This is a genomic window from Erythrobacter sp. YT30 (genome assembly GCF_001542875.1).
GTDB lineage: Bacteria > Pseudomonadota > Alphaproteobacteria > Sphingomonadales > Sphingomonadaceae > Erythrobacter.
Genome location: NZ_LMAF01000002.1, coordinates 336,600 through 359,913, shown reverse-complemented (window position 1 = coordinate 359,913; position 23,314 = coordinate 336,600). Strand labels below are relative to the sequence as shown.

The 23,314-nt window shown below is 57.6% G+C and carries 12 protein-coding genes; 9 read left to right on the top strand and 3 right to left on the bottom strand.

All coding sequences use genetic code 11. The features are described 5' to 3' along the window. Positions 1–73 precede the first annotated feature (73 nt). Complete coding sequence (locus AUC45_RS06370) at positions 74–1,066, top strand: glycosyltransferase family 2 protein (protein ID WP_067599994.1); 993 nt, start codon at positions 74–76, stop codon at positions 1,064–1,066. Then, positions 1,063–2,580, top strand: coding sequence for a GMC oxidoreductase (locus tag AUC45_RS06365; RefSeq protein WP_067599992.1), 1,518 nt, complete (start codon positions 1,063–1,065; stop codon positions 2,578–2,580). Before AUC45_RS06370 ends, AUC45_RS06365 begins: the two co-directional genes overlap by 4 nt. On the opposite strand, the gene AUC45_RS06360 is transcribed toward AUC45_RS06365, so the two are convergent. After that, entirely contained in the window at positions 2,538–3,749 is a 1,212-nt protein-coding gene (locus AUC45_RS06360) for a glycosyltransferase (protein ID WP_067599990.1), read from the bottom strand. The two genes, AUC45_RS06365 and AUC45_RS06360, sit on opposite strands and share 43 nt — an antisense overlap. Continuing rightward, positions 3,746–4,633, bottom strand: a complete 888-nt coding sequence (locus AUC45_RS06355; RefSeq protein WP_067599988.1) for a glycosyltransferase family A protein — start codon at positions 4,631–4,633, stop codon at positions 3,746–3,748. The genes AUC45_RS06360 and AUC45_RS06355 overlap by 4 nt, the downstream gene beginning before the upstream one ends. A gap of 74 nt (positions 4,634–4,707) precedes the next feature. Here AUC45_RS06355 and AUC45_RS06350 point away from each other — a divergent pair, with 74 nt between their 5' ends. Next, the gene (locus AUC45_RS06350) at positions 4,708–5,583 is read left to right on the top strand and encodes a hypothetical protein (RefSeq protein ID WP_067599985.1); all 876 of its coding nucleotides are present in this window, start codon (positions 4,708–4,710) and stop codon (positions 5,581–5,583) included. A gap of 10 nt (positions 5,584–5,593) precedes the next feature. Here AUC45_RS06350 and AUC45_RS06345 read toward each other — a convergent pair whose 3' ends face one another. Further along, a complete protein-coding gene (locus AUC45_RS06345; protein WP_067599982.1) occupies positions 5,594–6,670 on the bottom strand; it encodes a sulfotransferase in 1,077 nt (358 codons plus the stop codon). A 215-nt stretch (positions 6,671–6,885) separates the two neighbouring features. On the opposite strand from AUC45_RS06345, the gene AUC45_RS06340 reads away from it, so the two are divergent. The 6 genes from AUC45_RS06340 (at position 6,886) to AUC45_RS06315 (ending at position 23,310) form a co-directional block, all read left to right on the top strand. Further along, positions 6,886–9,036, top strand: a complete 2,151-nt coding sequence (locus tag AUC45_RS06340) for a polysaccharide biosynthesis tyrosine autokinase (RefSeq protein ID WP_067599979.1) — start codon at positions 6,886–6,888, stop codon at positions 9,034–9,036. A 42-nt stretch (positions 9,037–9,078) separates the two neighbouring features. Then, positions 9,079–10,377, top strand: a complete 1,299-nt coding sequence (locus AUC45_RS06335) for an outer membrane beta-barrel protein (RefSeq protein WP_067599976.1) — start codon at positions 9,079–9,081, stop codon at positions 10,375–10,377. 72 nt (positions 10,378–10,449) lie between these two features. Next, positions 10,450–10,671 carry a hypothetical protein gene (locus AUC45_RS06330; RefSeq protein WP_067599973.1) on the top strand — a complete coding sequence of 74 codons (222 nt, stop codon included), beginning with the start codon at positions 10,450–10,452 and terminating at the stop codon, positions 10,669–10,671. A gap of 139 nt (positions 10,672–10,810) precedes the next feature. Then, a complete protein-coding gene (locus AUC45_RS06325) occupies positions 10,811–11,497 on the top strand; it encodes a sugar transferase (protein WP_197409521.1) in 687 nt (228 codons plus the stop codon). Between the two features lie 367 nt (positions 11,498–11,864). Next, positions 11,865–15,224: an autotransporter domain-containing protein gene (locus AUC45_RS06320; protein ID WP_067599971.1), complete on the top strand. Its 3,360-nt coding sequence runs from the start codon at positions 11,865–11,867 to the stop codon at positions 15,222–15,224. A 346-nt stretch (positions 15,225–15,570) separates the two neighbouring features. Then, complete coding sequence (locus AUC45_RS06315; protein ID WP_067599968.1) at positions 15,571–23,310, top strand: DUF11 domain-containing protein; 7,740 nt, start codon at positions 15,571–15,573, stop codon at positions 23,308–23,310. The last annotated feature ends 4 nt before the right edge of the window (positions 23,311–23,314 follow it).

The following is a 23,314-nucleotide window of genomic DNA, read 5'->3' as shown; positions in this document are numbered from 1 at the left end:
AAGTGTGTGTAGACGCGCATGTCAACCGGGTCGGCTCATGCGGGCATATCCTTCGGGCGTGGGAAGTTATTGCGTGTCACAGATCGATACAAACGAGCCCTGCGTCGCTGTGATCATAGCGGCCTATAATGCTGAGGCGACGATTGCGACTGCGGTCAAAAGCGCGCTGATGCAGCCCGAAACCTGTGAAGTGTACGTCGTTGACGATTGCTCGAAGGACGCAACGCTTGAGGCGGCAAAGGCGGCTGGTGAGGGCGATGAACGGCTGATCACGATCAAGCAGCCTTTCAATCAGGGGCCCTCGGCTGCGCGCAATGTCGCGTTGCAGCGCACCGAGGCTCCCTTTGTGGCAGTGCTCGATTCCGATGATGCGTTTCTGCCGGGCCGTTTCGCTGCGATCATGGCGCAGGAAGATTGGGATTTGTGCGCGGACAATCTTCATTTCACGCATTCGCATCACACGCTTCCCCCCGCCGATCCATGGGGTGAGGGGCCGGGGCGAGCGTGCACGATCAACTTTGAGACCTTCGTTCTCGGAAATCTCGGCAAGAGAAACGACAACCGCACCGAATTGGGTTTTCTGAAGCCTGTGATCAGGCGCGCTTTTCTTGAGGAGCACGGCCTGTCCTTCAACGATCGCTGCCGTCTGGGAGAGGATTTCGTGCTCTATGCCCAAATGCTGGCATTGGGCGCGCGGTTCAAGCTGGTCGAGAAATGCGGATACAACGCGTTGGTGCGGGCCAATTCCTTAAGCGCAGATCATGCCATTTCGCATTTGCGAGCGTTCCTCGATGCCTCGCGCGAGATCAGCGCCAATCCGCGGCTCTCATCGCGGGAAAAAGCAGCGATTGCGCGCCATATCCGCCATCTTGAGGAAAAAGTGATCCACCGCGAGGCGCTTGAGAACCGCAAATATCGGGGGCTGATTTCGACTTTGTGGTTTTTGGTGCGGCAACCCACCGCGATCCGCGACATTCTGATTGATCGGTACAAGGGCCAGCAGGAAACCGTCATGGCGGCCCGCGCGCTCCTTACCAGCGACGATTTCGACAGGCTTGCGCGATGACCATTCGCCCCGCAAGCGCAATCAGCGAGGCGGTTCTTTCGACCGATGTGGTGATCATCGGCGCTGGCCCGGCTGGCTTAACCCTCGCCTCGCAACTGGACCGCGATTGCCTCGTGATCGAAAGCGGCGGCTTGGCAACCGATGTCCGCACGCACCACATCTTTCATTCGATCAACGCAGGCGAACCGAGCAAGATCGACGCCGTGCGCGTGCGCGGCGTGGGCGGGGCGACCCTGCGCTGGACTGGCCGGTGTATCCCGCTTGACGCATATGATTTCGAGGATCGCCCATGGATCAGCGAGACAGGCTGGCCGATTTCCTATGATGAGATGCTGAAGTGGTCTGACAAGGCCGCATCGCTCATGCACTTGCCAGAACCGGAGAGCGCTGATGCCTCTTCTAAGCTCGCCGCAAAGGACAATCGGTTCGATCCTGCAATATGGCGCTTTGCCGAGGATAAGCGCACCGGCATCTTGCGCTTTGGCAATCATCTGAAAGACGCATTTGCAGGTGAAAAGCGCAACATCGTTTACGAGGCGCACTGCGTTGAAATCATGAGCAATGGCGCGGCGGTAAAGGCCGTAAGGGTGATGGACCGCACTGGCCGCTCGCTCCTTGTCAAAGCCAACCACTTCGTCATTGCCGCAGGCTGCGTTGAAACATGCCGGATGCTGCTGTCAGCCCAGCGCTCCCATCCCGAATTGCTCGGAGAGGTGTCGCCTTGGCTTGGGCGCGGATTTGGGCAGCACTTGCGGCTCGATGCAGGCGAAATCAAAGCGGACACCCGCCAGCTTGGTGAATTGCAGAGCGCTTTTAATATCCATCGACGCTCTGGATGTTCGATGAGCGAGACAGGCTTTTCCTTCAACCCCGAATTCGCCCGCGCAAATGAGCTCGGCAATGCTTCGCTGGTCCTCAGATACGATCCCCAGCGCGGGCTTTCACCGCTCGATTGGCTGGGATCTGCAAAATCGCGTCTTACAGGAGAAGCAGTGCAGCATCGCAGGGCGCGCGTTCTGGTTGAGATCGATTCCGAGCAAGCGGTGGACCGCGAAAGTTATATCACGCTAGCCGATGAGGCTGATCCGTTGGGGCAGCCGCGCGCCAAGGTGCATTGGAAAATCAACCCCGTCGATCGCCGCACTGCCCACGCCGCAATGGCGGGATTTGCGAGCCTTATCAGCGAGGCCGGTCTGGGAGAAATGCGCCAGGCGGAGGGCATCACACCAGACACCATCGATCTCAGCTGTCGGCGCGATAGCCTGCACCAGCTTGGCGGAACCCGGATGAGCGAGGATGCAAAAACTGGCGTGGTCGATGCTGATCTGACCGTACATGGGACGGCCAACCTGTCGGTCGTTGGTGGTTCGGTCTTTTCAACCGGCGGCCATGCCAATCCGACGCAAACGATTGTCGCACTGGCAATGCGGCTGGCTGAGCATTTGAATGGTCTTGCCAGGCGAGCGCAAGCTCAATCGAGCAGCGGTATTTCGGAAAGCTCGGTGACAGCCTGATCGCAACTGGAAGAGCGTGCTCCGGGCACCAGCCTGCTCATAATGCCGCGCAAAAGCGTGACCCGCGCTCCCAAGTTCGCTGCCAATTTCCAGGCAAGTGCGCGATTGGCTTCATCGGGATCGCGCATCCGCCAAACCAATCCCTCGACAAGCTCGCGAACAATGGCAGCGCCCAGATCGCCCTTCGCTTTGAGCGCGTGCAGGCCAGTGAGCACATCAGGTTCGAGCGCTCCTGCAAACCCATGTTTACCAGCCATTGCGCGGCGGCAAATCTCGGTTTCAGCAGGGGTGAGAGAAGCGTCTCTAACCTCGCAGGCGTTGGTCCAATCGGTGAGAGCATGCTCCCACAGATCGTGCCGCGCCATCACGGTCGCGCGTTGCAACAGGCCAGCGCGCTTTACCAGCGCTTTGTCTTCGGCTGCAAACATCCCTTCGAAAAAGGACAGAGGCACGTTTGCATAAACCCGCTCAAAAATGCGCGCATCGTAGTCCTGCCAGACCGTGTTCGATTGACCTGCCGCATGAAGCATTGCCGACGGCCCACGCGCACCTTCGTGTTTGCGCTGCCAGAAGATCAGTTCATCGGTAAATGCCGCGCGGCCCCGCATTGCGCACCGCACGAACATGTCGTAATCCTGCGCGCGCAGCATCGCCGGATCGAATGGGCCGACGCGCTCATAAAGGCTGCGCCGCGCGAGGGTGGCGTTGTGCATCACGAAGGCATCTTCGAGGATATGGCGCGCCACAGATCCTTCGCTGAGCTCGGGCCAATGCGCCATTCCCAGATCGACGCGCGCACCCTTTCGATGGGTGAACTTTGCATAGCGGCCAAAGACGAAATCGGCGCCCGATGCCTCAATCAGATTGAGCAGTGTCGCTGCGGCATTGGGGCACAACAAATCATCATCATCGCAGATCCAGATGAATTCTCCGCTCGCCCGGTCCATCGCGCCATTCAGCGCGACCGATTTACCCGCATTCTCCTGCCGCAAATGCGTGATTGTATCGCCAAATCCGGCCAGCACGGCGGGCGTCGCATCGCTGGAGCCATCATCGACAACGATGATTTCGTCATCTTCGCCCATCTGGCCTGTGATCGAGCCAATCGCTTCGGAAATGTAGTCCGAGCGGTTGTAGGTCGGCATCAGAAAGCTGATCCGCTTGCTCACGAAGCACGACCCTCATCGATTGGTACATCTGGCACAGGTCCAAAATGCGCCTCCATCGCTCGGATTTGGCTGTCATTGCCGTCCGAGTAGAGGTTCTGCGCAGCCAGCGCGACGTCCTGCGAATTCGGCCAATCCACGATATCGAAATGATCGGGCGTGCGGCGGTGCTGTGTGCCTGCTTTGCGCGCCATCCAGAAAAACCAGATATCATCGCCCCTTGGGCACAGCTTCATGAAAAGGTCCCGATCCAGGACCTCTTCGGCAAAGCATCCAGGCGGGTAAAGAATACCGCCGACACCGGTTGGAAAAAGGACGCGGCCATCGTCTCGGTTTTCGGTTTGCGAGGCGGCAAGCTCCCACGTTTCATAAGGCGCGAGGCGTCCGTCTTCATCCCGGTGGGCCATATGCGATCGCGTCGCGATGACGCTGCCTGGATGCGCCTTTTGCGCGGCGACCAATCCGGCGAGCCATTCGGGCGGATAATACACATCATCATCTGCCGTCACGTAAAAGCAATCGGGCCGCTCTTTGAGAGCCGGTATCAGCTTTTTATAAGAGCGCATGTCTTCGCTCGTCTTGATTTCGAGACCGTGTTTTTCGAGAGCGCGCACATCATTTGGCAGTTGTGCCGCGTCATCATGCGCGACCCATAGCTGGACATTGTCTGCGGCGAGTGTCTGATCAAGCAACGATCGCAGTGTCTTGGCCAAATCGGGAAAGCGTGGCGGATAGGATGTAAGCGTCACGATAAGCGGAGCAGGCAGGGCATGATTTTCTTGCGGGGTGACGCACGGAAAACGATCCACCGCAGCCAGGGCTCGCCGCAGCAAAAACCGCGCTCTTATACGGCGATACATCAATGTAAGGCGATAAAGACCGCGCATCGTCTCTAGTTAAGGCCCTCTACCTCACACAAAGCCTTGCATTAGGCGGATGATGATAGGAATGCGATCCAGAAATGACGAGCCGGGCAAAACTTGGACTGATTACCATGGCTTATGGTCGGCAAAAGTATGTCGATCAGGCGGTTGCGCTTGCCCGCTCGGTAAAACTGCACGTGCCGCATTTGCCGATCTGCCTTGTGACCGATCGCGAAGAGAGCATCGCGCCTTTCGATGAGCAGGTCCGGATGGAAAGCTTTGCCGAGGCTGGCACAGTGCTGAAGACGCGGATTTACGAATATTCGCCGTTCGAAGAGACGCTTTTCATCGATTCCGATTGCTTGGTGACGCGCGATTTTTCGCGAAGTCTGGATGCGATCAGCGCGTGGGATTTCTCGCCGGTTGTGAACACCTATCTGAAGGCGGGCGATAAAGACCTGTGGCTTGAGGATGTGGGTGCCGCTCTCGCGAAAGTTGGCGGGGCGTGCTTTCCTAAATTCAACGGTGGGGTTTATTTCTTCCGCAAATGCGAGACCGCAGCGCAAGTCTTTGCCGAGGCTGAAGAAATCCGCCATCGCCAAAGCGAATTGGGCATTCTCGATTTCGACGTGGCTGGCCCAGGTGAGGAGACGCTCATCGGCTTGGCGCTCGCGAAAATGGGACTGACTGATCTCTACGATGATGGCGGGAAGCTGATGCGAACGCCGCTTAACGCAACAGGGCCGGTGCATCTCGACATTCTCAAAGGCGAGTGCTCGTTTGAGAAGAACGGGCAGATGGTTGAACCTGCTATCGTTCATTTTTGCGGGGAATGGATCGACCATCCAGCCTACCGGATCGCGTTGGAAGAAGTGGCATCGGGTGAGCGGATGCCCGCAGTAAAGCGCGCCGCGATCAACGGCTCTTACAAAGCAGGCGTTTTCGCGCAGAAAATTGCGAATAAAGTGTCTTGAGTGGCGCGGATCAGGCCAGTCGCTCGAACCAGGATTTGGCTCTTCCCATAAACAGGCGGCCCAACAAGGCCGGATCGCGAAAGCGCGAATATTGCGGGTGGTCGACGATCCGCGCCGCTGTTTGGGGACTATCGGCGGTCAGCCAGCGCACACCGTTAGCGGCGTCGCGGATGAGAACGCTCTCCTGCTTCTCGATATAGTCGCGCGACAGGCGATAGGCGGTGCGCGTTTCAACAGGTTCTGGCCCGTGCTCATATCCGTGACGGACGAGCAATTCATGGCAGACCATGTCGCACACTTGCCGAAGGTCGGCGGGCAGGTCCGACTTCCAGGCGTATTTTCGCGAAGCGGTCATCCCCTCAGCGACCTGACCCTTCCAGCTTTCATTGGTAGAGGAAACGCTTTGCGCAGCGCTTTCAAAGCGGGTCATGGCCGGATCGAAATCCTCGCCAATGTGATCGCAAATGCGCAGCAATTGGCCTTCTGCATCATCGACAATATCCTCATAGCGAACCGTCATTGATCCAGCGTCAGCTTCCAGAAAAGCTTCGGCCCCCGCATTCCAATCCCGCCAGACATAGATATTGGGCAAAATGTGGTCGCTGAAAGTGGGTATCTTTCGCGTCGAAAGCCCTACATCGCGGGAATCGCGGATGATGCGGATGATCTTTGCCTCGGGCCAAAGCTGCCGGATGGTTTCGAGATGCTGGATATGATTGGGCGTTTTCTCCGCCCAGCGCGCTTTGTCCTGCGCCTTCGCAAACGGCACGGTCAAAGCTTCAAGAATGGCGGAAATGCTGGGGTTTTGGGCCGCAAGGTGTTCGGTCAGCTGCGCTTCGTCCGTGTTGAAAAGCGTGCTCACATTCTGATCGGCAAGCGTGAGCGATAACAGCAGGCGCACCGCATCCGATGGCCAGTTCGCGTCCTCACATGCCTTTTCGAGCGCTGCGCCGGGCAATTTGCTGAAAAACTGGGTCTCTGGCCCTGCTGCAATTTCAGGGTGCGAAGCCAGCATTGCCGCCAGCATCGTCGTGCCTGATCGCGGTGCGCCGACGATGAAAATAGGAGGTTTGCTGCAAGGTTGCATTTATAGCACGCTTCGTCCGAAAAACTTTGCCGTAAAGAGCACTGCTTCCTATGAAAGCGGCCGCAATCTGACTAGGGTCTTGTAATTGGCAATTTTACGAAGTCGCATTTGGGGCACTTCATGCGCGTTCATTGGCGGATCAGGCACAATCCGCTTTGCTCGCGGCTTAAAGGCTCCAGGGATTCTGGCGCATTTGGAACGGTCGAGACGAACACGTGAAAATTGAAGTTCCAGTTGACGATCTAGATGAAGACGATGGCCCGCCCGAAAGCGCGCCGCGCACGCCGCTGCTCCCCGATCCGAGTTTTCTTTGGCAGGTCTTCCGCCGCAATCTGTGGCTGTTTCTGGGCTGCATCGCCGCCGTCATGCTGGCGGCGGTCGCCTATCTGCTGACGACAACGCCTGAATACACCGCGCGCGCGAGCCTGCTGATTGAACCCTCGGTCGATCCGGTTCGAACATCCGGGCCTAATGAAAATTCGACCATCCCCAACGCTGACGAGGTTGATACCGAATTGCGTCTGGTCGGGTCGCCGCTTGTCGCTGAGATTGCCGGTCAATTGTACGCAGAGCGGTATGCATCTCCCGATGGCGATGATTACACGGCGGCAGAGGTTGAGACGCTTGGCCGCCGAATTCGCAGCGCGACAACGGTGGTGCGCTCCGGATCGACCAAAGTGATCGACATCACGGCGACTGGCGATGACAGTACATTTGTCGCTGCTGCCGCGAACCTTCTTGCCGAGGCGTATCTGCAGTCGCAGGTGAATGACAAACTCCAGCGATCAGCCGCCACGCAGGCTTTTATCAGTGAGCGTTTGGGCGAGTTGGAGCGCAACGCCATTGATGCGCAGGTGCAGCTCGATAATTACCGCGCCGCACGCGGTTTGGTTAGCGCCAATGGCGGCAGCAATGCCGAACAGGAAGTCTCCAATCTCAACCAGCAATTGGCATCCGCTCAGGCTGAACTGGCTGAAAAGCAGGGCCGTCTGGCAGCAGCGCGCGAGCAATTGGCGCGCGGCGGTGGCGGCGCTGATGTGGGTGCGGCGCTTGGTTCGGGCACGATTACCAGCCTTCGCCAGCAAGAAGCGCGTGTTGGCGCGCAACTGGCTGTGCTGACAGAGCGTTATGGAGAATTGCATCCCGAACGGCGTCAGGCGCAGTCCGAACTGATCGAAATTCAGACCCGCATCCAGCAGGAAATCAACCGCGTCATCTCAAGCCTTCAGGCCGAAGTGCAGACCGCTCAATCGCGCGTAGCCTCACTTGCCGGCAGCCGTGAGCAGGCGCTGGGCAGCCTTACGGCAAGCAGCCGCGCGCAGGCGGGCTTGAGCGAACTGGAGCAAAAGGCAGAAGCTGCCCAGTCGATTTATCAAAGCTTCCTTGCGCGTTCGCAGGAGAATGTCGCGCTGCGTGACAGTGCGCTTCCCGATGCAAGCTTTGCGGCGCGCGCATCTGTTCCAACCGCGCCTTCAAGTCCGAACTATCCACTGACGCTGGCGCTTGCGATGGTGGGCGGTTTCGCGCTCGGTTTCGCCTCGATCTTTATCGCGGAATATCTGCGCCGCGGCGTCCAGACAAAACGCGATGTGGAACGGCGTTTGCGGCTTCGTTATGCAGGAGCAATCCCTACGCTCAAATCCACGATCAAGGGGCGCATGGCATTGGAGCCACCACAGGAATATGTGGTCAACAATCCCAAGTCTTTGTTCGCGGAAAGCTTCCGCTCCATCCAGACCTTCCTGACTTTGTCGCCGGGCAAACGTCCGCGCGCGATTGCGATCACGTCAGCGCTGCCGGGCGAGGGCAAGACCACAACATCAGTGTGTCTTGGCCGGGCAACAGCGATGTCGGGCGTGAAGACGATCCTGATCGATGCCGATTTGCGGCGCCGCGGGTCGAGTGACCTGCTCGATTATGAGTGCGAATACGACATTTTCGACTACTTGAATGGCCGCGCGGAGCTGGAAGATTGCATCTATACCGATCCGCGCACGGGCCTCGATTTGCTGGGAAGCAATGAGGGATCCGATGATGCCGGCAATCCGATGACAGATGACAAGATCCGCGAAATGATCGGCGAATTGCGCAGCCGTTATGACGTGGTCGTGGTGGACACTGCGCCGATCCTCGCGATTGCGGAAGGCCGGGTTATCGCGGCCGCAGTCGATCGCGTGCTGCTGGTGACGCAGTGGAAGAAGACATCCGTTCGCGCGGTCGAAGCGGTGGTGGACATGCTGCTCGAAGCGGGAGCGAAGATCACGGGGCTTGCTCTAAGCCAAGTCAATATCAAGAAATTTGCCAGCACTGGCGATGGCGATGTCTATGCCTACACGAAGAAATTCCGTGGCTATTACGTCAACTAATCGCGCCATGTTTGGTCAGGCTGAATTCGGGGGGAATTGAAGATGGCAAATGCCAAGCGCGCGCGGATCGCGGCGCATACGTTGAAGGTGAGCGCTTCACTCGCGGCGATGGGTGCGTTTTGCGCGGTGCCGTTTTCGGCGGTTTCTGCGCAATCCGACAGGCAGGCGCAATCGGTCGCAGAGCGCAATGCGCCTGAGTTTTCGAGCGTTCCGATCCCGGTTGGCGGGTTCCAGATGTTTCCCTCCATCAACACGGAGCTGGAATACAACGACAACATCTTCGCCACACAAGCCAATGAAAGAGATGACCTCATCATCTCGGTCCGGCCCAATGTTTTGTTTGTGGATCGCCGGGCGGATCGCGAAACGCGCATCGACCTGTCAGCCAATGTTCGCCGCTTTGTCGATACGACCAGCGAAAATGCAGAGCAGTTTGGCCTCAATGCGACGACCCGTCAGGGCCTTGGGACAGGGTTCGAATACAATCTGGGCCTTCGCCTCGAGCGCAATTTTGAACAGCGCCGCGATATCGATTCATTCGACATTGCGACGTCTGAACCCGTCTCCTTCACCAACATCATCGCCAATGGCGGCGTGGCAAAAGAGTTTGGCCCCTTCCGGCTGGATGTAAACGGGCGCCTGCGCGCAGTCAGGTTTCAGGGTGAGATTGAGGTTGGCGCATCCGAGTTCGACCTCGCTTTCCGCGATTTCGAAACATACCAAGGGACGGTTCGAGCATCATTCGCGCGCACCCGCGACCAGCAAATCTATGTGCAAGGCCGGGTAGACAAGCGCGATGCGCAGCTTGCTCCCCTGTTTGAAGAGTTCGTGGTCGTCGGATTTATCGATCGGTCATCGGACGGTTTCCAGCTTGAAGCGGGCTATGGCCAGCAGATCACCGAATTGCTCTATCTGGACGTGCGCGCTGGGTACCTGCAGCAGGATTTTGATGATCCGACGCTCAATACAATCGATGGCCTTTCGTTTCAGGCAGATGTGCTTTGGAATGTGACGCCGCTGACTTCTGTGTTGTTCTCTGCGCTGCGGCAGGTGGATGAAACGCTCAACCCGCGCTTTACCGGGCTTTTGCGCACCGAAGCACGCTTGCAGGTGGAGCATGAATTGCTGCGCAATCTCGTCCTGACAGGGCGCATTGGGTATGCCGATCTAAATCTCGGCAATTCTGATGAGGATGGCCGCCAGTGGAACCTGGGCTTTCTCGCCGACTATCGACTGGATCGAAAATGGAGCTTTTTGCTCGAAGCGCAGTACTTCGACCGCACCGGGCTCAATGTATTTACACAGAATTCGATCAGTGCGGCGGTAAGATACAGCTTCTAGAGTAGCTTTTTACTAATAAACTCGTGTATATACCGGTCGAGCCCGAAAACGGGCCGCACCGGGAGAATTTGGATGCCAGCCTTTCGTGGTCGCAGGCATGATGCTGAATGGGTTGCTGTAACGCTCAGCCCATTTTCACTGCCAGACCTCTTACGCAAATCTTCGGGCGAGCGGCATAAGTCGCGCTCTGGCGCTGAGCGATATCCGCGTCCTGCGCGCTTGCTTGTTCTGCTCGCGGGAATTGTCGCCAGTTGGGCGCTGCTTTTCTATTTGGCCAGTTTTGTCCCATTTTAGGACATTTTTGGCGTTAGGAAACGTGCTCCGACTGTAACAAATTGGACCAAAGCGATGAACCGTGCATCCTTGCGGTTCCAAACCCCTGATGGTGATGTTAGCGTTTTTTTAACACGCAACCACTTCAGGGGATTCGGCAATGCCGTCCGGCAACGCACGAAAACTTATCAAATATGAAAGCCCGAGGATCACCGCTCGGAGCAATTTCATCATTGATGATCCCCTTTTGGCAAAGCTGATTGATCGCATCGGATCGTTCCTAATGCTGATCGTGGCTGCGCCGTTGATGCTCTTCATTGCGCTGGGCATCATCATCTCTTCCAAAGGCCCGGTGTTCTTCAAACAGACCCGCATTGGAAGAGGCGGCAAGAAGTTCACCTGCTACAAATTCCGCACGATGGAGATCGACGCGCAGGCCCGGCTTGAGCGGCTGCTCGAAACGTGCGCTGCATCGCGGTTTGAATGGGCGCAGGATCAAAAGTTGCGCAACGATCCGCGCGTGCATCCCTTCGGCGAATTCCTGCGCAAAAGCAGCCTTGATGAGCTGCCGCAACTCTTCAACGTTCTTGCAGGCGATATGAGTCTGGTTGGCCCGCGCCCGATCGTCGAAAGCGAGATCAAGAAATATGGCCGCTATTTCGGTCATTATTGCGCGGTTCGCCCTGGCATCACAGGCCTGTGGCAGGTGAGCGGCCGCAATGACGTCGCCTATCGCCGCCGGATCGCTTTTGATGTGGTCTATGTGCGCAAGGGCCGCGTGGCCGACAATGTCAGGATCCTTTTGCAAACCGTGCCAGTCGTTCTTGCCGCGAAGGGCTCGTACTAAGGCAGCGGTCTGGGCTGCTACTCTGCAGCCTCATACACTGAGCCGACCCGCCTCGCGCGTTCTTGCGCAAATATCCCAAAACCAGATCACCCGAACCGCTCCCAGTTTCTGGGGATAAGCGTCTCTGAGTCGCTGTCGATCACGCCCGCCGTTTTAGCGGCTCGAAAACATGGTTAAAAAACGTCCCATTTCAGGACATTAGCGTGCGTTTCGGTAAACACTGAGTAAATGTTGTGCGCAAATGTAAATTGCTACGCAACAATATTTCGAAATTGCCGATTTTAACCTCGCTACATTGTCTGAATTCGCCTGTTCATAGTAGCTTAACCGAGTCGAGAGGGGCTCGACCGCGAAAAGAGGGGCATTTATGCAAAAGCTGAAATTACTATTGAATGTCGGTGTAATCGGACTGGCAGGCGGCTTCGCCATGCCTGCCTATGCATCGGGAAGCGAAGCAGCCGAAGAGGACGTGGTTCTCGAAGCGCGCGGCACCTTTGACGGGTTCCGAATTGAACCGCGCATGTCGACCATCATGGCGCCCGATCTTTCGATGGCGTCGACTTTTGCAACCCCTGAAAACCTTCAGGCTGTGCCGACCCCTGCCGAGCCTGAGATCATTTCGCGCGATGACGTCGGCCTTGGCGGATCGATCGACGTGAACAACACCCAGCCTTCGGTCGTCCAACTGTTCATTCAGGACAACACGACAGGCGGCATCTTCTTCAATTGCACCGGTACGGTCATCAATCCTCGCACCGTTTTGACGGCAGCGCACTGCCTCAACGATTCCTCTTCAGAGGCGTATGGCACTCCCGGCACTGCCGACACATCAGTCCTCATTTCTTCAGGTGTAGACAGCTCGGTTCGCTTCTTCGAATACCTTGATACAGGTGCGAATTACGCGAATGGCGGAGTTGCAACCAGCACCGACGTCGTGATCCACGCGTCATCGAACCTGGACAATGGCGGCCTGCCATTCCCATGGGCCGATATTGCGCTGGTCGCGGTGGATTCGCCCATCACTGACATCCCCTCCATGCCGATCCTTCTCACCCCCGTGGATGAGCTGACCCACGTGGTGCAGGTCGGATATGGCACGTTTGGCGTTGCCAATGGGATTGAAGGCGGCGGTGAAGCAGGCATTGGCTTCCTGCGCCGTGTTGGCGAAAACATGTTGGGTGCTGTCGGCTCTCCCGCCGATCTCGGTGACAGCCTCTTCCCGGCATTCGCTCCAACAGCCGATTTCGGTTTCGAGACGCAGGCCTATTACTGGACCGATTTCGACAACCCGGATCGCACGCAGGCCGAAATCGATGGCTGCGATTTTACCCCGACTGGTGTGAACTGCGCTGATCTGGCTGCGGTTCGCGCAATCGACTATTTCGAAGGGGACGCGCTTCCCAATGAAGTCGCCACGGCTGGCGGCGACAGCGGTTCTCCTCTGATCGTTGATGAGCTTTACGCTTTCCCAATCGTAACTGCTGTTCTTTCTGGCGGGTTCGATTTCTTCGGTGTTCCAGAAGGCTATGGCGACATCAGCTTCTACAATCCGATCTATCCGTTCTTTGAATTCATTTCTGAGAACACCGCGTACAAGTATGTCTCGGCAAAGCCGGGCAGCGGCAAATGGTCTGACGCGTCGCGCTGGACGCAGGATCTTGATCCCGGTTTCTTTGTCGATGATGGCACAGGCACTCTGGTGAACGGTCTGCCAACGGGCAGCGAACCGGGCGTCTATGAAGCGGGGCCAAAGCTTGGCACGATTGTCGGCATTGATATCTCGGGCAATTCGACTGCGCCATCGCCATTCCTTCCGCCTGAAGGCACGGCGAATTTCGGTGCGAACACGCCTGATAGCTCAGTCTTGCTCGGCCCTGGCTCAACCGGCTTTGTTCCGAACAACACGGACGGCACCGTTGGCACGGCATTTGATTCGCCTGCCCAATACTTCGAAGTGCACCTCAACAATTTCGGCCAGACCAAGGTCGATATTGATGTCGAGATCGACAAGCTCGTTCTCGATAACGGCGATGCGCGCTTCTTCCTGCCCGATCAACAAACATTCACGACCGTTATCGGTTACGAACAATATAGCGGTCAGGCACGGATCGAAGGTACGTTCAACGCCGGGATCGCCGCTCTGTTTGGCGGTCTGACTTATGGTGCGGGCACCATCAACGCTGATGCTGTGTTCAACCTTGGCGCAGGCATTGCGCCGGGCCGGATTGGCAAGACGCGGACGCTCACGATCAACGGCGACTACATCCAGACAACCGCTGGTTCGTACCTCGCTGACATCTCGTTCTCTCGTCGCAACATCAGAACTGACCTTATTCAGGTAAACGGCGATGCGAGCCTTGCCGGTGGTCTCTTCATCAATGGCCTTGGTCGTCCAAGATTTGGCGATGAGGCAATCGTTCTGAGCGCGGACACCATTGTTGGCGATTTCCAAGAAGTGAACCTGTTCTCGCGTTCGCCAATCCTGTTCGCTGAAACCCGCGTTGACGGCGGCGATGTGATCGTTTCGATCAACGCACGCAGCATTGGACAGTTGGTCAATGGCAATCTTGCCGGAGTGGGCGATGCGCTCGATACGCTTCGTTTCGATGGCCGTAGCAATTCGTTTGCCGCCCTGTTCGATGTGGTCGACAATGCAAGCCTTGAAACCCTGCTGCCAACGCTGAACACGCTCACACCTGTCAGCGCGTTCGGTCAATCGATGGTTGCAAACAGCTTCTCGCAGCGTTTCACTGGTCAACTGGCTCAGCGCACGCTGGCACTGCGCGGTGCGAACAAGGCGGCTGCCGGGTTCTCATCGGCAGGCAATGCGTCCTTCGCGATGGCTGGCACGGCTCCTGGTCAGGAAAGCAAGCTTGGCTTCTTCAGCACAGTGTCGGGCGTGTTCCTCAACGCAGCTGATCGCAATGATGGATCGTCTGCTCTGGAAGAGGCAGCTTTCACTCAGTCGGGTGAGCTGACTTTGGGTGCAGACATGGAAATCACGGACGACTTCAGCGTCGGTTTCGCGATGACCAGCATCCGCAACAGCGGCACCAGCGTTGGCGCAGTACAGCGTCCTGATGACACCAGCGTCGCAGGCGCGGGCTTTGCCGCTTACCAGTTCGGCAATGGCTTTGCTGACATGTATGTCGGCTTTGCCCGTCAGAACCTGGGTGCAGAACGCGCTTCACAAGGCGAGTTTGTCAATCAGTTCAGCACCGCAAGCGGCGCTGCACGGGGCAACCAGACCTTCTCAGGCGTGCGCGTTGGCTACTCTTTCGACGTCGCTGAAGGCGTTGAAGTGGGGCCGGTTGCGAGTGTCGACTATGTCCGCAACGATATCGGTGGCTACACCGAATTCGGCGCGGGTCAGTATGGCCTCAACGTCCTTGATCGCACCTTCACATCGGTTGGTACCAAGTTTGGCCTTATGGGCTCGCTTGATACCGGGATTGGCCGCAAGGGCACGCTCAGCGCATTCGGCTCGGTTGCTTACGCCCGTGAGCTTGCCGACAATGCCGATATCGTGACCGCGCACTTCATCGGCGCATCGGACGTTCCATTCTCGATCAGCAATCCGCTCGATCCGGAATGGATAAGCGTCAATGCCGGTGCAGAACTGTCGCTCGGCAACAATCTGAGCGTTAGCGTCAGCGGCACGTCCGACATGGGACGCGGTCTTCTGACCAACAACCAAGGGCGCATGACGCTCAACTGGCGCTTCTGATTGGTCTTCGATCAATCAGGCGAATAGCCTGACATGCGGCCGCGTCTCCTACCCTTGGGACGCGGCCGTTTTGTATTCGGGTCAGACGTTTTCGGGAAATGTCTTGCTTATCAAACGGTTTGGTTAATTTCAGAACGTGGGGTGAACGTTCCCACTCAAAGAAGGCGGCCCATCCCAATTGAGCCATCATCCACCGCCGCGAGACGCATTTACGAATTGTAAAAACTCGTCAATTCAGGTTGTTATTGATTCGACACGGGGAACGACTCAAAACTAGAGCTTAGTTTCCTGGAGCAGGGCGTGCATCGCTTGGCTCCAAAACCAGTCGAGGGGGACTCGGCGTGCAATGGGACGGGCGCACGGCATGCAGGCTATTGGGCGGGGACTTGGGCTTTCTTTTGCAAACCTGAAATGGTTGCTGATTGGCTTTGCCGCATTGGTAACGGGAACGGCGGCGAGCGCTGCTGATCTTCAGGTTACCAATTATTCGGTCGATCCTGATCCTGTTGCCGAATCTGCCGAAGCCGATTTCACGATCACCGCTGCGAACAACAGCGCTCAGGCCGTCAACAATGCGGTCGTTACGATTAACGTGCCAAGCAACTTTGAAGTCGCACCCGCGGATATTCCAGGCTTTTGTACCTTGAGCGGAGCTGTCGGATCGCAAACACTCACCTGCAATCTGCCCAACCTCGTCCGCAACAGCCCCCAAACATTCACTTACACCGCCACCGCATTGACCAGCGGCGCTAACAATACGACGGCGACGATCTCTGCTGCAGGCAACACCGACAGCAACCCGGGTAACAACTCAATCACGATCACGCCGACGGTTCGCAATGGCGCCGATCTGACGGTCACCAAAGCGGGTTCAGCCCCCAGCGTCATCGCGGGCGGCCAGCTGACCTACACGCTTTCGACAGTGAATAACGGGCCATCGACCACGGCAGCCGTGCGCGTGGTCGACAATTTGCCGGCAGCGTCGGAATTTGAGTTCCAAAGCGCTGGCGGTACAAACTGGTCGTGTTCGCGGTCTGGAACCACTGTCACCTGTAACTACACCGGCTCCGCGCCAGCAGCAGGCGTTCCCTATCCCGACATAACCATTGTCGGGAACATCGTTTCTGATTCTGCGGGCACAATCTCGAACATTGCCAGTGTCGAAATAACCGAGCTCACAACGCTCGATCCTGACCCTTCCAACAACATCTCGAACACGGTCGTCACCAATGTCGAACCGGGCAGCGATCTTGTTGCTCAAAAAAGCATGCCATCGACGATCACGGTCGGCAGCAGCGCGACGATCCGGCTGACGATCAGCAACACTGGCCCGCAAACCGTGCCTGCGGGCTCTACGATCACCGATACGATCGACAGCTCGCTTACGATTGGGGCAGTTCCGCCCGGCTGCTCGCTTTCAGGTCAAACCGTGACGTGTACTGCCGGATCGCTCAATGCGCCGGGACAGGCGGTTTTCGATATTCCGGTGACGGGTGACACTCCGACAGGCGGCACGATCAACAATGTCGCCACGATTTCACCCGGGGGCGGCTTCCCCGATCCGGATGCGAGCAACAACACCGTGTCGGTGCCTTTCCAAGTGGTTCCGGCCAATGCCGATCTGCGTTTGCGCACCAAGAACAAATTTCCAAATCCGGTGGCGCCGGGGCAGAACATCACGTCGCGTATCTTCGTCCGCAATGACGGGCCTTCGGTGGCGAGCTATTCTGCTGCCAGCCCGCTGATCATCACGGATCAGCTAGGCCCGAACGAGACATTCATCAGCGGCCCTTCGGATTTTGACTGCACCACCGCTCCCAATGCGGGGGGCACATTGGTCACCTGCCGCACGAACACCACCGGCACGCTGGCGGTCGGCTCGGATATCCGGCTTGACCTGATCACGCAGTCGAGCGCTGGCTTTAACGGCACCATCACCAACGAAGCCTGCACCGATACGACGGCTGGTTCGCAGCATACGCCATCTGCGCCCACAAGCCCTTCGGGCGATGATTGCTTTTCGCGCGGGACTGTATCGACGACATCTGATGCTGATCTTGCGATCGACAAATCCGTCAGCCTGTCGCCCACCGGCCCATTCAGCGGCAACATCACGATCGCTGACACCGACAACACCTTCTATATTCAGCTTGTCGCGCGCAACCGTGTGGGCGATCCGGCTGCCAATGTCCGCGTTCGCGATATCTTCCCCAACCTGATCAATTCAGGCGGTCTGACCACGGGCGTCACGCTGCAAAGCGCGCCTCCCGGTGCAACGCTCAATTATCAGCCGAACAACAACCGTGCCGATATCAACATCACCAATCTGACAGTCGGCAATCCGCAGACGATTGTGCTGCGCGTTGATCGCCCGTTCGGCAGCGGATCGTTCATCAACGAAGCGACCATCTTCTCAGCCGACACGACCGAAAGCGACAACAGCAATAATCGCGACGACGCGAGATACACCGTGGGCGCGGTCGCCGATATGACGGTGAGCAGCAAGAGCATCACGCCCGATCCGGCGCAGGTCGGCGTTCCCGCAACGTATCTGATCAGTGTCAGCAATGATGGCGCAAACCCGGCTGAAAATGTCGTGGTGACAGATGTCATCGATCCAAACCTGTTCGATATCGTCGGCACGCCCACCACCACCAAACCGGGCGGTAGTTGTTCTGTCGCAACCGGAACAGGGACAGTGACGTGTAATCTTGGCCAGTTCATCAGGGACGAAATCCGCCAGGTTGAAATTGATGTCCTGCCCAAATTCCCGTTTGGCCAGACAACGGTGACCAACCGTGCAACTGTCGAAACCACATCGCTCGACAGCAATGGCGGCAATGATCCCAATGCGGGCAACAACTTCTTTGACCTGACGCACGGTGTTGATCCGCCCGAGTTCGATCTGGCTGTCACGAAGGTTGAAACCGATCCGGCAACAGATGACCCGATCCGCTTTGATGAGACGCTGAATTACGACATCCGCGTTTCAAACTTTGGCCCATCGCGCGCGACCGATGTGCTTGTCACGGACATTCCCGCACCGCCCCCCGGGCTCACGATGACGCTCGACACGGTGACGATTAACCCGGTCGCGGCAAATGGCGGCTTGAGCCTGCAGGCGGCACCCAATGCAGGCTGCTCGCCATCGGGCGGCAATGTCCTTTGCCGGATCGACACGGTGACCACGGCGAACAATTTCCTCGATGCAGGCAATCAAGTCATTTTCCGATTGACCTTTACCATTGGCGGAACACCGCCTGCTGGAACGGTTACTTTCGAAAACGCTGTTGAAGTCACCGCAGCAGAGCAGCCTGCCATCACCGGTGCTGGCGCTGATACACAGCTGCCCAACAACCGTGCGGTTCAAAACACGACTGTGCTGCCTTCGACAGATCTCGAGATTGTCAGCAAGACCCGCAATGGCGCGCTGGTTCGCAGCGTTAATGAGCCGATCGAATATGTGATCCGCTTCCGCAACAATGGCCCATCGGCTGCGACCGAAGTCATCATCACCGATGTCCTGCCAAGCGGTTTTGTCTTCACGAACTCAACCGTGCCCAGCACTTCGATACCCGGAGGAAGCGGCGCGAGCGTGAGCGGTATCAATTGCACCGGCACGAGCACAATCACGTGTACGGTTACGGGCAACTTCCCCGCCGGCGCCGCCGATACGGTTGATCTTTCCGTCTTTGCCTTGGCCGAAGCGCCCTATTCAGGCGATGTCGCCCCAACCAATGCGACCAATACGGCGACCATTACACCGGGCGAAGATTCCTTCGGTGATCCTCTCAGCGAAGATTCCAACGCCAGCAATAACAGCGCTTCTGCCGATACACAGATCGCTCCATCCTCGCTTTCGGGTACTGTCTATGCCGACGATAACGAGAATGACACGATCGAAGCGGGCGAGGGGACGCCGGGCATCACAGTGACGCTCAGCGGGACCGATGCATTTGGGAACGCGGTGAATTTCTCGACCACTACCGATGGCAATGGCAATTTCGGCTTCGATAATCTCCCGCCGTCTGATGCCAATGGATATTCGCTCGTCGAAACGCAGGATCTTGCTTTCTATGATCGCGCCGAAACGGCCGGCACGGCTGGCGGCACTGTCGACAATTCCACCTTTGGCGATGCGCCTGCCCAAAACACGATCAGCGCGATCGTGCTTGCCGCCTCTACCGATGCGACGGGCTATATCTTCCAGAACCGCACCAATGCGGTGATCACGGCGGATAATGACAATCCGGCGCCTGTGAATGGAGCAACGGGCGGCGATGACATCATAAACGTGCTCGACAACGACACGTTCAACGGATCGCCTGCCGATCTGAATGAGATCGATATCACTATCGTCACGCCCGCAACCCCGATTGGCGGCGGGTCAGTTCCGGTGCTCGATCCAGCAACAGGCCTTGTCGATGTGCCCGCAGGCACGCCAGCCGGCACGTACACGATCGATTACGAGATCTGCGATGAGGATGATCCGGACAATTGCGCCCCTGCGACCGTAACGGTCGTTGTCGATGCGGCGACCATTCAGGCGGTGGACGACAATGCCTCCGGCGTGAATGGGCTGACCGGGCAAGCCAATGTGCTCAACGTGCTTACCGGTGACACGCTCAATGGCGCGCCTGCCACGACCAGCAATGTCGTCATCACGGTTGCGACGGGTTCCAGCGTGCCGGCTGGGCTCAGTTTCGATCCTGCGACAGGCAATGTCTCGGTTGATCCGGGTACGCCTTCTGGAACCTATGAATTCGATTACACGATCTGTGAAATCCTCAATCCTTCAAACTGCTCGACTGCGACCGCCCGCGTTTCGGTGGATGCCGTGCCGATTATCGCGGTTGATGACAGCGTCACGGGTATCGATGGTCAGACAGGGCAGGCTGATGTTCTGAACGTGCTTGATGGTGATACCTTGGATGGATCGCCCGCAACCACGAGCAATGTAGCGATCACGGTTGCAACCGGCTCCAGCGTTCCAGCAGGGCTCACTTTCGACACGGCCACAGGCAGCGTCTCTGTCGATCCCGGCACGCCCGCTGGCACATACGAATTTGATTACACGATCTGCGAGATCCTCAATCCCGGCAATTGTTCAACCGCAACAGCCCGGGTGACAGTGGATGCGGTGCCAATCATCGCGGTGGATGACAATGTGTCGGGCATCAATGGCGCTACCGGCGCAACTGACGTTCTCAACGTGCTTGATGGTGACACTTTGAATGGAGTGCCCGTCAACACCAGCACAGTCACGATCACCGTTGCGGCAGGCTCCAGCGTTCCTGCCGGGCTGACGTTCGATCCGGCCACAGGTGAGGTTTCGGTCGATCCGGGCACGGCGGCAGGCAGCTACAGCTTTGATTATCAAATCTGCGAGATCCTGAACCCGACGAATTGCGCCATCGCAACTGCCACTGTCGAAGTCGTCGCGGCTGTTATCGAAGCCAACCCTGACACTGCGCCGCCGACAAATGGCAGCGATGGCGGAACTGGCGTTATCAACGTCCTCACCAATGACACACTGAATGGCGATCCGGCTGATCTCAGCACAGTCGATATCTCCGTCACTACACCTGCAACGCCGATCAATGGCGGGCCAGTGCCTGTTCTCGATCCTGCGACGGGCCTTGTCGATGTGCCGCCGGGAACGCCTGCTGGCGATTATGTGATCGAATATCAGATCTGCGAAGAGCTGAACCCGACCAATTGCGACACGGCGACGATTACCGTGCCTGTAATCGCAGCGCCGATTGAGGCCAATGATGACAGCGTAGCCGATATCGTCGGCGCGCCCGGCGAAGTGGATGTTTTGAATGTCCTGACCGGAGACACGCTGAACGGTGCGCCTGCAACCACGGACAATGTGACGATCAGCGTTGCGCCGGGATCAACAGTGCCAACGGGCCTCACCTTTGATGTGACCACCGGCAATATCTCCGTCGATCCAGGCACGCCTGCTGGCGATTATGTCTTTGATTATGAAATCTGCGAGACGCTGAACCCAACGAACTGCGCGACGGCGACTGCGACTGTTACCGTCATTGCAGCCGAGATTGAGGCACTCGACGATAGCGCGGTCGATATCGACAGCTCGTTCGATCAGCCGAACGTTCTCAACGTGTTCGATGGCGATACGATTGACGGGCAGCCTGCGAACGCAACCAATGCAATCCTTTCCATTGCTCCGGGATCATCGCTGCCGCCGGGTATCACATTCGATCCAGCAACCGGCATTGTGGGGGTTGAGCGCGGCACGCCAGAAGGCGACTACACGTTCGATTATCAGATCTGTGAAGCGATCAACCCGACCAATTGCACCACGGCAACGGTCACGCTGAATGTCGTGCCCAGCCTTGGCGGGGTGAGCGGGGTCGTCTTCCTCGATGAAAACCTCAACCGCAATTTCGAAGGCGGCGAGCCTCTGCAAACCGGCTGGACCGTTCAGGTCGTGCAGAACGGCGAAGTCGTCACCACTGTCCAGACCGACGCCGATGGTTTCTACACCGTCGAAGATCTGCCTCCCGGTTCCGACTATGAAATCCGCTTCTTCAGCCCCAATGGCGGCGCGCAGTTCGGGTCCTTGCAAGATGTTACGATCACTGCGGGTGAAATACTGACTGATCAGAATCAGCCGATTGATCCATCGGGCGTTATCTATGACGCGATTACGCGCCAGCCGATTGACGGTGCGGTCGTCAACCTGACTGACCAGTTCGGCAATGTCCTGCCCGATGTCTGCTACATCGATCCAAGCCAGTCGGGCCAGATCACGGGCGATGATGGGTTCTATCGTTTCGATATTGTCGCGGGTGCAGATGCGGCCTGCCCTGTGGGACGGACCGAATACGCGATCCAGGTCACCGCGCCGACAGGCTTTGCCGATCCCATCTCAACCATCATCCTTCCCGAAGATGGCGCGCTGAATGTCGCAGGTCTTGGTGATCCAGCAGCGGTTGTTCCCAATACGCGCGCTCCGCAGGTGGGCGACCCGACGACATATTACCTCAGCTTCCTGATCGCTCAGGGTGATGCGAATGTGGTCAACAATCACATTCCACTGGATCCGTTCACCACTCGCGCTGATCTGCTTGTCACGAAGACAAGCACGAAACGCACGGCCAGCGTTGGCGAACTCGTCCCGTATACAATCACCGTTCGCAACACTGAGGCGGCTGATCGGGCAGGCATTGATGTGGTCGATATTCTGCCGCCGGGCTTCAAATATGTGCCGGGTTCTGCCCGCGTGAACGATGTGCCCGATGAACCCGAAGAGGCCGTTCGCGAGCTGCGCTGGGAAGATCAATTCCTCGCTGGCAATGCCACCAGCACCTATTCGATCATCGCGGTGATCGGTGCCGGTGTCAGCGAAGGTGATCGGATAAACACCGCGGTCGCTCAAAACGGCGCAACCAATGCCGAAGTGTCGAACCGCGCACAGGCAGTCGTTACCATCACCGCAAGCGCGATCTTCGATTGCGCGGAAATCATTGGCAAAGTCTTCGATGATTTTAACGGCAATGGCTATCAGGACGAGGGCGAGCCGGGCGTTCCTGGCGCGCGTCTCGCCACGGTCAACGGCGAACTCATCACGGTCGATGAATTTGGCCGCTATCACATCACCTGCGCTGCGGTGCCAAACGCTCAGATCGGTTCGAACTATGTGTTGAAACTCGATCCGCGCACGATCCCTGCTGGCTACACGCCGGTGATGGACAACCCGCAGTCGATCCGCCTCACTCGCGGTAAGATCAGCGAGCTGAACTTCGGCATCGTCAAGGGCCGCGTTGTCACTATTGCGATTGATGATCGTGCCTTTGCGCAAGGGTCCGCTGATTTGAAACCGGCAATGGCTGGCAAATTGGCGCAACTCGCACAGCTCGATGAGCAGCGCCTCGTGATCCAAGTCACCTATTCGGCGAAAGATGGCGAGGACACTGGCCTCATCGAACGCCGGCTCGTCGGGGTTCGCTCCGCTGTCGATGCGGTCTTTGCCGGGGATGGATGGGACGGTCCGCCGCCAACGGTTGAAACCAACATGGTGCGCATCGCCGCCAGCAAAGCAGGCGGGGAGTAAGGGC

Coding starts and splice junctions, on each gene's coding strand:
- AUC45_RS06365 (WP_067599992.1), top strand. CDS start 1,063: ATGACCATTCGCCCCGCAAGCGCAATCAGCGAGGCGGTTCTTTCGACC.
- AUC45_RS06355 (WP_067599988.1), bottom strand. CDS start 4,633: ATGCGCGGTCTTTATCGCCTTACATTGATGTATCGCCGTATAAGAGCG.
- AUC45_RS06350 (WP_067599985.1), top strand. CDS start 4,708: ATGACGAGCCGGGCAAAACTTGGACTGATTACCATGGCTTATGGTCGG.
- AUC45_RS06345 (WP_067599982.1), bottom strand. CDS start 6,670: ATGCAACCTTGCAGCAAACCTCCTATTTTCATCGTCGGCGCACCGCGA.
- AUC45_RS06335 (WP_067599976.1), top strand. CDS start 9,079: ATGGCAAATGCCAAGCGCGCGCGGATCGCGGCGCATACGTTGAAGGTG.
- AUC45_RS06330 (WP_067599973.1), top strand. CDS start 10,450: ATGCCAGCCTTTCGTGGTCGCAGGCATGATGCTGAATGGGTTGCTGTA.
- AUC45_RS06325 (WP_197409521.1), top strand. CDS start 10,811: ATGCCGTCCGGCAACGCACGAAAACTTATCAAATATGAAAGCCCGAGG.
- AUC45_RS06320 (WP_067599971.1), top strand. CDS start 11,865: ATGCAAAAGCTGAAATTACTATTGAATGTCGGTGTAATCGGACTGGCA.
- AUC45_RS06315 (WP_067599968.1), top strand. CDS start 15,571: ATGGGACGGGCGCACGGCATGCAGGCTATTGGGCGGGGACTTGGGCTT.